11 protein-coding genes are annotated in these 13,578 nt (G+C 39.2%); all 11 read right to left on the bottom strand.

Annotated elements, in window-relative coordinates; all coding sequences use genetic code 11:
- Positions 1–14 precede the first annotated feature (14 nt).
- The 11 genes from murQ to M3210_RS13025 all read right to left on the bottom strand — a co-directional run bounded on the left by murQ (position 15) and on the right by M3210_RS13025 (position 13,227).
- Positions 15–905 carry an N-acetylmuramic acid 6-phosphate etherase gene (gene murQ / locus M3210_RS13075; RefSeq protein ID WP_251515132.1) on the bottom strand — a complete coding sequence of 297 codons (891 nt, stop codon included), beginning with the start codon at positions 903–905 and terminating at the stop codon, positions 15–17.
- A gap of 114 nt (positions 906–1,019) precedes the next feature.
- Positions 1,020–1,871 carry a MurR/RpiR family transcriptional regulator gene (locus tag M3210_RS13070; protein ID WP_251515129.1) on the bottom strand — a complete coding sequence of 284 codons (852 nt, stop codon included), beginning with the start codon at positions 1,869–1,871 and terminating at the stop codon, positions 1,020–1,022.
- Positions 1,872–1,968: 97 nt separating this feature from the next.
- The gene (locus M3210_RS13065; protein ID WP_251515126.1) at positions 1,969–3,375 is read right to left on the bottom strand and encodes a hypothetical protein; all 1,407 of its coding nucleotides are present in this window, start codon (positions 3,373–3,375) and stop codon (positions 1,969–1,971) included.
- Positions 3,376–3,497: 122 nt separating this feature from the next.
- Positions 3,498–4,925, bottom strand: a complete 1,428-nt coding sequence (locus tag M3210_RS13060; protein ID WP_251515123.1) for a hypothetical protein — start codon at positions 4,923–4,925, stop codon at positions 3,498–3,500.
- Between the two features lie 147 nt (positions 4,926–5,072).
- Positions 5,073–6,428 (bottom strand): tripartite tricarboxylate transporter permease, encoded by a 1,356-nt coding sequence (locus M3210_RS13055; protein WP_251515119.1) that lies wholly within the window; start codon positions 6,426–6,428, stop codon positions 5,073–5,075.
- Positions 6,428–6,850, bottom strand: coding sequence for a hypothetical protein (locus M3210_RS13050; protein ID WP_251515116.1), 423 nt, complete (start codon positions 6,848–6,850; stop codon positions 6,428–6,430). The genes M3210_RS13055 and M3210_RS13050 overlap by 1 nt, the downstream gene beginning before the upstream one ends.
- 393 nt (positions 6,851–7,243) lie before the next feature.
- Positions 7,244–7,939, bottom strand: coding sequence for an aspartate/glutamate racemase family protein (locus M3210_RS13045; RefSeq protein WP_251515113.1), 696 nt, complete (start codon positions 7,937–7,939; stop codon positions 7,244–7,246).
- Positions 7,940–7,962: 23 nt separating this feature from the next.
- A complete protein-coding gene (locus M3210_RS13040) occupies positions 7,963–8,595 on the bottom strand; it encodes a YdcF family protein (protein WP_251515110.1) in 633 nt (210 codons plus the stop codon).
- A 44-nt stretch (positions 8,596–8,639) separates the two neighbouring features.
- Entirely contained in the window at positions 8,640–9,842 is a 1,203-nt protein-coding gene (locus M3210_RS13035) for an MFS transporter (protein WP_251515196.1), read from the bottom strand.
- A 580-nt stretch (positions 9,843–10,422) separates the two neighbouring features.
- Complete coding sequence (locus tag M3210_RS13030) at positions 10,423–12,339, bottom strand: vWA domain-containing protein (RefSeq protein ID WP_251515107.1); 1,917 nt, start codon at positions 12,337–12,339, stop codon at positions 10,423–10,425.
- 15 nt (positions 12,340–12,354) lie between these two features.
- Positions 12,355–13,227, bottom strand: a complete 873-nt coding sequence (locus M3210_RS13025; RefSeq protein WP_251515103.1) for an ATP-binding protein — start codon at positions 13,225–13,227, stop codon at positions 12,355–12,357.
- Between the last annotated feature and the right edge of the window lie 351 nt (positions 13,228–13,578).

The following is a 13,578-nucleotide window of genomic DNA, read 5'->3' as shown; positions in this document are numbered from 1 at the left end:
TGAACCCTCCTTATTTATTTGGCAATTGCATCGCGAACGAATCCTTTAGAACTTTCAAGCTTTCTAACCGCCTCATCATACGAGCAATCCAGTAAAATCATGACAATCGCAACTTTCACCTGCTGCTTCGATTTCTCAAAATAACGATTGGCAGTTTCATAATCAACCCCCGTCACTTCCATAATATTCCGTTTGGAACGTTCTTCTAATTTTTCATTTGTGGGCTTCAAATCCACCATAAAGTTTTGATACACTTTACCGATTCCAACCATGGACGCGGTAGAAATCATATTCAATACGATTTTTTGGGAAGTTCCTGCTTTTAATCTAGTAGAACCAGTCAGTACTTCAGGTCCTGTCTCCAGTTCAATCGCCAGATCACCGTATTTACTCATTTCCGCATTATGATTACAAGAAATGCTCACTGTCTTTGCTTGAATAGAATTCGCATATTTTAGTGCCCCGATAACATAAGGTGTTCGACCACTTGCTGCAATTCCAATGACGGTATCTTTATCCGTCAACTGAATCCGCTTTAAATCATTTTCTCCTAATTCCGCATCGTCCTCTGCCCCTTCAACCGCTTCATAAATTGCCTGGTTTCCACCAGCAATCAATCCTTGAACCATCTCCGGATCCGTCCCAAAAGTAGGAACACATTCCACCGCATCGAGAATCCCTAACCTGCCGCTCGTTCCAGCACCAATATATATGAGTCTCCCATTATTATTGAATGATTCAATCACAAACTGTACGGCCTTTTCGATATTTGACAGTTGCTTATCTATCGCTTCTAAAACGCTTTCATCTTCTTGATTCATTGTTCGTAAAATATCTAAAGTAGACATTTCATCCAAGTTCATCGTTCGTGGATTTCGTAATTCTGTCGTCAATTTATCGAGCATGACATCAGCTCCTTCCTATTATTTACACTTCTATTATATTACTTTATGAAATTTAATGTCAATATATGATTATTTTTTTATGAAATAAAATTTCATAAAATAGATAAGGAATGACTACCTCCTTAATGTGATGACATAATCTCTTGCTTCTTGATATTCATCCAACACCTTTTCACCAATCAAGTTAAAGATACAAATATAGAGTGTATCGACAATCGTCAATTGTGTCATTCTTGAGGTAATGCTTCCGATACGAAAATCCTTCTCCACCACAGGTGTTGCCAAGCGAATATCCGCCTCCTTATAAAGTGGAGATTTGTTCATATTTGTAATGGCTATCACCTTTGCCCCTTTCTTTTGAGCAATCCGAGTTAACTCTAGGACATCTTTTGTTTCTCCAGACATGCTGATCGCTACGAAAACATCCAATTCATTAACAAAAGGCATTCTGGAAAGCATGTAATGAAAGTCTGTATTAAATTCCACTTCAAATCCTAATTTAGCAAATTTGTTAAGAGCATCCGTAGCTGCGATAGATGAACCACCTATTCCAAAAAAAACAATCTTTCTAGCATTTTTCAATGTGTCCACTGCTTTTTCCAGCTCTTTTTTATCCAACGATTCCATGGTAGACTCGATGGCATTTTTATTGACATGGACAACCTTTTGGAACATTTCATAGGGGGAGTCCTTCTTTTGCAATATGGAAAAATCAGTTATATAGTCTTCCTTGACTGCCAGTTCCTGTGCCAAAGAAATCTTGAACGTCTTGAAACTGCCTATTCCAATTTTCTTCGCAAATCGTATTACGCTTGCTTCACTTACACCGGCTTTAGTCGCCAATTCATTTGTCGTCATGTTTGGAATGAGTTCTGCATGATTAAGAATATAAGTAGAGACCTTCTTTTCCGTCTCGGAAAATTGGTTGTACTGTTCATTTATCCTGCCTAATAATGTGCCTGCCATGTTTCTTCCCCCTATACGTTTGTTGATGAATAATGTCTTTCGCAAAAATTAGTATATCAAAAATACATCAGAATGGACTAAAGCAGCTAACCCAAGTTTATGCGGCCATCAATTGAACATAAACCTGAACGACGATATAAAGGATGAGGGCATATTTCCAATTGAAGCCGATCCCATTTTTAAATCCACTTAACCCATTTACACTGCTCAACGTAATTATAGGCATAATCAGCGGCGACAAGAGGATGGAGATGGCACTACCGGATGTTACTGCTAAGACAATGACTTCCGGAGGATACGGAAGATCCAATCCACTTAGAATCCCACCCACTAGAACCATAACCGTAAGTGGACCCAATCCACAAAACCCTAAAATGACTACGATAAACGGCAAAAAATATAACAGATTCAAAAATGGCACAGCAGATTGTAAACTATAAATCCCTTCCACAACGTTCTTGGCAAAAGAAGTTTGATTTAAAGCGTAAATCAGCATTCCAGACCCAAGCATCATACAAAATTGATACGTTTCATGAAAGATGTCATTTTTAATATGTGATTTCAACTGTCTTGCAAGTTTTTGAGGCCGCTTCTTATATAAGTAATACAGGACAATCCATCCCGCGACGACAAGAGGAATCAGGATGAGCAAGTCCATTTCAATGAATGCCTGTAAAATGAATATCGTTCCAAACAATGATAGGAAGAGCAAACAAAATTCCTGAAAATCCCGCTTCACTCTTACCTGCCCATGATTTGCATCCAACACTTCAGCAAATTCACTTTGCACGCCTGCCGTTAAATCAACCCCGTATTTCTTCTCCTCCAAACGAGAGAAAAAAAGAGCGATCAACACACCGACAACCGCCATGCCGAACCCTTGCAAGATGGACAAATAGAGCGAGGCATCCATGATTTCCACAACGAAAACAAAGCTCGGGATGCTTACGACCCACAAAGTAGATAATGCAAAACCACGAAGCAACGCGGTGCCTTTAAAGTTTTCCCATGCTTCACCTTTCTCGTCTTTAAGAATTTCATTGATAAAATGATACACCATCTGTATCGAGCCAAATAGAAGGAAATAAGCGATGACTTGAACGAAGGAAATCGTACCGAGATAAAACCTTCTGCTCGTGTTCAAGAACTTATTCCCTAACGAAACGATTGCTTCCATATATGGCTCTTCCCGTAAGACCCAGCTGATTAATGGAACAAGGATCAAAAGACCGATCATGTTCCGCATTTGGAGAAAACCAGACATAATCCCATTACCTAGGGATGTGTCCGAATACATTAAGATAATTATACCAATGGATACGAGTACAATCGGCATTTTCATTCTTTTTACAGACAATATGATGACAGCAAAAATAATCATACTGATTCCACTAATAGATAGGAAAAATAATAATGACTCATTCTGATAGAAATAAGTAATGAAATGCAATAATCCATACAACGTAATGGATAAACTCAATCCCCACTTTGCCAAGGCCTTCATCAGTTAAACACCCTATTTCCTGAGATGCTTCTATTGTACCCCTCCAATATCTTACATTCAAACAGAAGAGCAAACGAAAAGTGACTTCACCAGAAATATGTTCTAATGAAGTCACTTCCCTTTTAATACATTTTACGTTTTTTACTGCGCCTCTCTAGAACCCAACGCTTTAAGAAGTAGTATCCCATGATGAAAGAAAGGACAATCCCTGTTATCGTAACGAACACGACAATCCATTCAAAGAAGGAGAATTCCATGAACTTACTCCAGTTAATATTCCCACTTAAATCATCAATTACGAGGTTCATTCCATAAATTCCGGAAATCACCGTATAGATGGTAAGAATCTGAAGCAGTGCATTGATCTGATTTCCTTCTAACTTTTCTTGCTTCTTGAACAATCTGGATAATGTCGCATCCACTTCACTATAGAGCCTTTCAATATTAAATGCATTACGCAATAAGTTCGCGATTTCACGACCAGATGTATTACTGCTCAACTCTGGAAAATAATATTTTGCGGAAAAATCACTAATCATTATCGTCAATAGGTTCACTTTGGAATGGTCTTTTTCAATTTCAATCTGCGAATGTTCATGATTCAATTTCAACAGCATGAGCCGATAATACCAAAGCATGAGTAAAGTATAAAAATAGTCGCCATACATTTCCCTCAACTTTCGCTCAGCTAAATTCCCCTGTTCTTTTGTAATACAGACAAAATGAGAATCTGTTGCCACATAAAACGTATTGCTTGCCCAACGGTCATAAACATAACTTTTATAATAACGCTTCACGTAATCTTCATTTGTTGCTCCGATATACTCCTCCCCATCCTGGTTATAACCATTCAACTCACCAGCACGGTATAAGTCTGTTTTTGAGATTTCATGTTCAGGGTCACTCTGGATATAACTGACAACAAACATCCGCTCGTCCATATAGAACGGTAAACTGCCATAGTAGGTTGGAAAATCAGGTGTATGATTTTCCATATACCTTTTAAAAGGCTTCAGCAAATTATTGAAAATAAAATCTTTCGCATGATCATGTGTATTTTCATCGCATTGAATGCTTATCTCCTTATTATGTTCATCCCTTGGCACCAGATTTCGAAATTTCTCAGAGAACGTATACACTTCATTATTAGTGAGATTACCAGGTATACGGACCCGTAAATTCACTAACCCGATATGATACGGAAAAATATAAACATCCATAGAATCAATGATAAAGTCAACTTCAAAATCAGCCGACTTCAATGTACACTTTTGATCTACCGCTTTTGAAAATCTCCGGACACTGTCGAAGGCTTCCAAAGATTTCGGGAACAAAATCGATTCGATATAAGGCATAAAATAGTTCTCCATCGCGCGATGAGAAAGTTTTGTATTTCCATAGAACCTATCTTGATAGTCGTCGTTTTCCAAGTCGAAAAACAGATAATCCTCCATTAATAATCGCTCAACCAACGATTCAATCTTACCTTCCTTCAGCAAAAAAGGAGAGAGGAATTGTTGTCTCGAATCCAATACTTGAAATTCATACATACCGTTTATGTCCCCCTCACCTGTTTGGGTGCTTTCACTTCTATTTCAGAATCTATACCCCGTTCTCTGAAAAATTGAACCTGGTTCAAAAAAGTTTTTCCTAGAGAAATAAAAAAGGCGGCACCGATAATCGGTACCACCTCTTGTTTATAAGCCAAGTAAGGTAGAAATGATCCAACTTGAACCATAATAAATCATAAACTGGACGCCAACTCCAACTCCTAGGAAACGGTTAAGCATCCCACCTACCATTGACATCGCAAAGGTGACAAAAATCCCAACGATACCTCCTTCATAAAATGAAAGGAGACAAACGATTCCAATAAACATGGCGATGATGGCTTCTTGGTTGATTCGTTTCAAAACAAACACGGTCGCCTTCCTTGCAAAGTTCATGGAAAACGGATAGGCGATGACTGAAGCAATGACCATCCCAATCAACCCATAGATGAGGAAGTCCATCGGTTCCAACAACGTATGTAAGTTATGAACCGGTTCCGTCGTATATACCGGTGGAGCGTTAAATAGAGCAAGTGCCGGTCCAATTGCCACCGGACTCAGCGGAATACCAAAAGCAATCAATGGAATGATTGTTTCTGCAACGTATGTCGATTCGGTGACTCCATTCATTGTAGAAAGACTCGTCGTAGCTTTTTTATATTGACCTTTCGTCCTTGTCCCTACAAGCTCACCCATAAGGGATGTCATCCCAACCGGACTGAGTGCAAATGTTAAAGAAGATATAAATGACGTGCCACCAACCGCAGCTGTTTGTTTTTTCGTCAACACTTTAAACGGGTTTGGAAAATATCCTGCCCATGATTTCTGCTCTGGTGCGAGCTTGTACTCATTCATTTTTTTCTGTTGAATTAATGGACGTGCACTATTCGACGTCGCGAGTAAAATATCTGTCAACATCGGTCCAATTGCTATCCCTAGAAAGAAACTGATGGTGAGATTCTTGTCCAGAATCGTCATACTTGCTAAGTTCAATCCTTGAATAACTAAAGCAAGCGGCACAATAAGCAAAATGCTCACCCAACGTCCCTTTGAGAAATAACCAATTAAAACTGCTGCTGCCGTAAAGATAATCCCTGCATTTTCTTGGAAAAATGTTCCGAATTGGCTGAGGAATACAGCAAACAACAAGGCAATCGGCAAGGCAATAAACGCACCGATGATCCCGCCTGAAATCATTTTCCGCAAAGCAATATGTGGGAGCCCGATCCGACGCATAAAGTTTGCATGTTCCAGCATTGGAGCAGCTGTCGTATCACCTGGCACACCCATCAATGCAGTCGGAATGGCATGAGTTAAATGCTTGGCTAGAACTGCCGACATAAAAAATGCAAACACTGCTTCTGGTGGAGCACCAAGCAAGATCACTATCAATGTTGCTGGTACCATTACTGCAGTCTCATCAGACCCTGAAATAAGTCCAATCAATGTAAAAATAACTCCCGCGACAACCGCGAGGATTATTGCAATGAATAACACATCCATCAGCGCTTGTCCTCCTGTTCATTCATAAACATGTCATAAATACCTTGTTCCTTCATTTCTTGAGCGATTACTGGATCATCTTTAATGGACTGTCGTTCTTCTTCGATATCCAATTGAAGCTGTCTATACACTTCACTTATCTCCTCACTCGTGCTTGGTGTTTCATTCAGTGTCCGCTTCGGCTTAAAAAGGAATGTGTTAGTAAGCAAGGCGATTAAGCTTCCAGCAATCCCGAGCAATAAAGAATAAGATTGTACCATTTGTTCTGGAGCAATTTTCGGGAATATTTGTTTCCCGATAAAAAAGCCAATGAGACTAAAAGCGATACTGATGGAAATTGTTGCAATCAAATGCTTACCATAAACTGTATCACCAATGACTTCGACATATGTCATTTCATTGTTATGTTGTTTTTCTGTCATTTTTTCTACCTCCTTCTATTCGAGAAATCGGGGTGTCCATGTTTTGATTTGTAACTTTTTTCTGTTCACTAATTATGCTAAACTATACAAGTTGTGATCATTGGATCACAGACTTTAAATATAGTACTTACATGGCTGTTTATAGTCTATCCGATATCCCCTTATCTCTTACCTCTTCTTTAAATGTTTGTAACGCCCTCCAATTACTCAACAATGTTGAATATTGCGAAACTTTGTTGAATAGATAATCTTATAACAATAGAACGCACGATATGATTATACATGTTTTTGTAGAAGAATGGGGAAATTTGACTTAAAAATAACAAAAATAGCGAGGGGCAATCTTCCCCTCGCTTCTCTATATACTATTTCGTATCACAATGACGCAATGAATCATGAAAACATTAATTCGATAATCCGATCAATGTGTATTTGTGTTGTGTTCAATTGCGGTAATTCCAAATCATCTTCTTTTATAATCATTGGCAACTCGGTGCATCCGAGAATGACTCCATCAATACCGTCCCGTTTCACCATATCTTCAATAATTGCTAAGTAATGTTCCTTTGTTTCTTCGTTTACAATTCCATTTTCCAGTTCAGCTACAATTTTTTCGTGAATATATTGTTGTTCTTTTTCTGTAGGTACGACAACTTCTTTGCCCCGGTCTTCAAACGGCTTTTTGAAAAAGTCATTCTCCATCGTAAATTTTGTTCCAATTAAACCGACTTTTTTGAGCCCTTGTTTTTCCGCTTCTCTTACAGTTTCTTCTACAATACTATACACCGGGATACTCACTCTTTGGTTTACTTCATCAAATACAATATGGGGTGTGTTGGCGGAAATAACTGCAAAGTCAGCCCCTACCTTCTCTAAAGTTTCAATTGCTTCGACGAGATAATTTGCTAATCCTTGTAAGTCATCCTTTGAAATAAACTCGAACACTCGATACATATTAATGCTGTTAATGAAGAGTTCTGGGAGAACTTCTTTACTCCCCATCTTTTCCTGATACTGAGTAATAATTGATTGATAATATTCCACTGTCGACTCTGGCCCCAAGCCACCTACCATACCTAATTTCTTCATAGAATCATTCCTCCATAGAGTTATTACAATTGGAATTGCTCAAGAAGTAAATAGTGTGCAAGCTTTATATATTCCGTTATCACTCGTTGAATATCTTCCCGATCTTGATACCAGCCTTTTGCTTCAAAAGGATCATAAGGCGTAGGCGAGGAGTAAATGGCAACATCCTGATCTTTTAAAGCTTTATTAAAAATAAGGTTTGCACGATAGGAGTGAAATTTAGATGTAGTTAGAATAACCGTATTTATATCGGGATTGTCCTTCAGGTACTCTTTCACTGTCACAGCCTCGTCCTTCGTGCTTTCGGCATGCCCGGGTAAGATCGTTATATCCTCTTGTGGTGCACCTAATTCAGTTAAAATATGCTTACTTAAGTCTGCGTCTCCTGGAATGGCAATGTCCCGTTCTCCTAATAACTCCTCACCTTCTATATGAGATTCGACTAATAAGATTTGATCGATATTTCCATTTTCGTAAAGTTCGTACGCTCCAAGTGCACGGTCACCGACACTGCCCATGAGAAGCACCAAAACTGCTTCTTCTATTTCTTCTATATTATCTTCCTTCACTAATAATTCTCCACCGAAACGAAAAAATAAAAGAATCATTAAAATGAATAAGACGATGACTGTTAATATGATATATCTCTTTCTCAACATGCTCCTCCTAGTCACTGGCACAGTCTCTCTGTCCCAGTACATCAATCAAGGGTAGATCCACCCAATTTACGGTTGATTTCTCTTATTTTATCATCAGATGGCAACAGGAAGGTGAGTAATCCGAGCAGTGGTAAAAAGGATACGATAACCATGGTTTGGGTTAAACCAATGGAATCAATAAGGCTTCCGAAAAATACGGATCCTACTGCTCCCATTCCAAAGGCGAGTCCAACGATCAAGCCAGACATCGTACCGATTTTACCTGGAACCATCTCCTGTGCGTATACAACTGCAACGGAGAAACTGGATAAAATAAGTATCCCTATCACACCAACTAAAATCATAGCCACATATGGACCTACATAAGGCAATAGGATGGTAAGTGGTGCTGGAGCAAGTAACGAAAGCATTATGATGACTCTTTTTCCAAATCGATCCGCAAGTGGCCCACCTACAAACGTTCCAACCGCCCCAGTTACAAGGAACACAAAAATGAAAATTTGTGATTCGGCAATACTGGCTCCATACTCTTGTATCGCATAAAAAGCGTAATAATTGGAAATTGCACTATGATACAACGAACGGGCAAAGACCACAAATATGAGTACAATGACAGAGTTCCGAATCAATTTTGGTAGCTTCACCTTTGTTTTTGCAGTTTGTTTCTTCTTTTTATTATTCTGTTTAAAAATATGAATTTGCTGTGCATACCATCTTGATATATATGTCAAAAACAGCACAGCGATAAACGCTACTGCAACAAACCAAATCGCACCAAATTGCCCCATTGGAACGAGCACAAGAGCAGTTATGACCGGAGCGAGAGCCTGACCACTATTCCCACCGACTTGATAAATTGACTGGGCCAGTCCTCGTTTATTACCGGCAGCAAGATATGCAACTCGTGAACCTTCCGGATGGAATACAGCGGAACCTAAACCAATTAAGACGACACTGATGAGGATCGTAGGCAGATTCGGTGCAAAGGCAAGACCAAGCATTCCAAACATACTCGATAATAATCCAATGGGCAGTGCATAAGCGAAGGGACGACGATCCGTATACATTCCAACGACAGGTTGCATCACTGAAGCAACCATATTCAAAGTAAACGTAATCAAGCCAAGCTGGGTGAAAGTCAACCCGAGGGAACGTTCCAGTATCGGAAACATAGCCGGAACGACTGCTTGCAATGAGTCATTCAATAAATGAGTCAAACCGATGATGAATAATATGCTATACATTGTCTTATTTTGTGTCTGCGAAGTGATATGTGATTGTTTCGCCAAGAGTTATCGCTACTTTCTATAATATTCATTCTATTTTTATTATAGCATAAAGAGTTACAATTCTTGGAAAATATTATATTTGATAGGTTGTAATCAGGAAAAAATAATTATTTACTGAAACACAATAGTAACTTTCCGAACAAATGATACTTCTGTTGTTTTGGGAAAATAAAACGAGATTATTTTCCCGAATAAAGAATATATCTGCTGCTTCGGGAAAGCAAACCACGGTTATTTTCCCGAATAAAATTTATATCTACTTCTTTGAGAAAGCAAACTACGGTTATTTTCCCGAATGAAATATATATCTACTTCTTTGGGAAAGTAAACCACGGTTATCTTCACTGATGAAAGGTATATCTACTTCTTCGGGAAAGTAAACCACGGTTATTCGTCCGAATGAAGGACACCTCCGTTGCTTCGGGAAAGTAATCCATGTTCAGTCACCAAAATAAATAGCATTTCCGCAACTTGGGGAAATAAAAAATAACTTAGGGTGCCATCGAGCACCCTGAATCTATTATCCATAACTTTTTTAGATCGTCTTAAGCAAAAGCTTCTTCAATAGCGGGGTAAAGTGTTCTGGAAGTTCAGCAACAGTTGGTACCATAATCCGCTCTTTACCATATATATTTTGCATCGTGAATTCTTCTTTTTCACCAATTTCACCTTCAGCTAAAAACATGCCGATGACATCAATTCCATTTTTACGTGCTTCCGAGACAGCCAAGTGTGTATCGACAATACCGTTCTGATCATATCCTGCCGCTGCCGGCTCACCATCCGAGAACACGAGTAGAAACTTATTTTTCTCCCGCCTCTTCCTGAGTTCCTCAGTTGCGACTCGAATACTGAAGCCGTCACGATTATCTTCTTCGGGCTCCAATTGAAGGATTTTTGCACCGTTATTTTCATAAAGAGAATCATTATGGGAATGTATGATGTGAAAATAGTTCGGCTGATAACCTTCCTTCACCTCATTGGCATCCTCCCAAAAGCCTATAATCGCATGTGGTATATTCAATTGCTTCAACACTTCATGGAATAGAACAATGCCCTTCCTCGTCTCTTCCATCTTTCCGACCATGGAAGCTGAACAGTCTACAAGCAGTGTAAAAACCGCATCAAATTCATTGGACTCCTCATTCTTTTTGTAAAAGATCCGCGGGTTTTCATCGAGCACAACGGAAAGCAGCTTTTTCGATAAACGGCCGACCAAAAGATCTTTTCTTGGATTTGTTTTCTTATGCTCCAAGGTCTTCTTTATCGTATTGGCGAGCAAACGTTGATATCGTTCAATTTCAGCAACATAGTCACGATACAACTCTTCCTCACTAAGCGTAGGCTTCTCTGCTTCCTTGATTATTTTCACTGCGTCTGTATTTTCTTCACCATACACATAGTCGCTTCCACTTTTCTGGTCATTCATGCCGGACTGCTCTAATGCTTCCATTTTCGAATAATCCTGTTGTTTGCTCTCACCTGAAGACCCTTGAATACTGGCGAGGGCTTGGTCCGCATCTTCTGTTTCACGAACTCCACCGCCGAGCATACTTGTCTTCGTTCCCTGCTCCAGTTCAAACTGCAAGAAATTCTGCTTTCGATTTTCATTTTTATTTTCCCGATGCCAAGTGGAGAATGTTTCATCGAAGTACTCACTTTCTTCTTTATCTACTTCGTCCACATCATCATTTACAAGCTCATCAGTCCGAGTCAGTTCATCAAATAATGTGTTCTTTTCATAAGCATATAGTTCACCGACTGGAAAAATAAAATATTCATTAATGGAATCTGCATCGTATAATGATTCCAAATGAAAAGAAATTTGTTCGCAAACTCTTGTAATATCTTTTGTGCTTTTTGCCTCGTAAACTGAATATAACATTGGTTTTAGCTGTTCAAGATTCTTTCGCGCACGTTCATTCGAACGGGAAAAATCCGGATCCGGCCGATCGGACAGGAGTAAAAGATATATCAAACAAAAAAGTTCGTCCAATGCACGGCTGCGGATAACATTCGAGGCAAGCTGTTGAGTGAAGAAATGCTGAAAATACGTTTTCCTCACTTGAAAAACAGCAGTCGTCCCTGGACGCTCTCTTTTCACGATTTCTTCCAAGCGTAAATCCTCCAACAAAGCGAAAAGCTGACTGGAAAACTTCTGCAGTCTTGATTCCTGCATGATTTTCATATATGACTGCATTGTCGGCACATCGGAATGTTTCATTGTTCCCAACGCTCGTAAATAGACATCACTTTTCAGCCCTGCCTCTTTGGTTTCCTCGTCGAGCTTTTCCCAAAACCTGCTTGCAGTCAATTTCCGATTGATGACATCAATACTCGCGCCGAAACTAAATTCAAATTTCAATTCAGCATTACCAGCTAAAACAGTCGTTAAATCCTGCAGTTGCATGAAAAAGTCGGTTCGTACTCGAGAATCATGAAAACGATACATAGTACATGCTCCTTTTTAAAATAATGTTTCAGCTAGGTTTTTCACAAATTCTCGTTCTCTCTCTTCCTCGAGTTTATCAACGATAGCCCTCAGGATTGCCCGTTTTGGTTGTATGAACCCACTTAAGTCACAAGCATCAAGTAATGCCCGAATCGATGCTGCTTCCTCCGGCAATTTTCCCTGTTCGACAGCTGTTATCAAATCACCGGATAACCGTACAAATAAATCGATTGTCCTTTCATCAGTCAAACTGGTCGTATCCTGAATTAATTTTTTGAGCTGTTCCCCTTCGATATAAGGGACTTCAATGACGATGAAGCGGTTTTTCAACGCTTCATTCAATGGCACCGTACCAATATAGCCTACGTTAATGGCGGCAATAACACCGAATCCTTCATTCGCTGTAATGATTTCATTCGTAAACGGGTTCGTTATCGTACGACGATAATCCAGAACACCGTTGATCAACGGCAAGGTTTCTGGTTTTGCCATATTAATCTCATCAATATATAAGAAACTGCCATCTTTCATTGCATTCGTTACTGGACCAGGCACAAAGTCAATCACCTGCTTATCCCCTTCGTAAGCAAGTGTCTTGAACCCCATCAAACTTTCCGCATCAAGATCGACCGAGCAATTCACGCTGAACATCGGCTGTCTGAATAAATGGGACAGTGTTTCTGCGAATTTCGTTTTCCCAGCTCCCGTAGGACCTTTTAATAAAATATTTTTCCCCATGCTTAAAGCGATAATTGCATCAGCAAGCAAATCCATATGAGGTGGAACGTATCCACCTGGTCGGATCAAATATTCAAATGAACCAGGATCCGTTCTCCTTTTTAATTCCAATTGTTCTTTTACTTTTCCAGGTAAGTCATATTTCATCATTAATTTTTACCCCTTTCAAGGCAGGATTCTATATCCGTTTATATAACAAAAATCATCATGTTTTATGTACATTTCCATTATAACTATTGTTGGAGCAGCATTGAAATTTTTGGGTCTGGCAAGTCAATAAGGAACGCTGAACACAAAAAATCTACCTTGATTTGTCTATTTCAATAAACACTACCCTAACCGGATTTCATTCAGTCTCCTAAACAGCTAAAGAAATTGATTCCACACGGGAGAGCAAGTCTGTGAAAGAAGTTGCTCTTGAAGCAGGACTTAAAATCTGGGACTAAGATGGTTTGATAATAAGGAAAAAAACACAAAACAACCGGCCTATTTGTTGAGGTA

Origin of the sequence: Oceanobacillus luteolus, assembly GCF_023715655.1 — a bacterium.
In the GTDB taxonomy this organism is placed as follows: domain Bacteria; phylum Bacillota; class Bacilli; order Bacillales; family Amphibacillaceae; genus Oceanobacillus; species Oceanobacillus luteolus.
The sequence above is the reverse complement of the archived record's forward strand: the minus strand, read 5'-3'. Positions and strand labels throughout refer to the sequence as shown.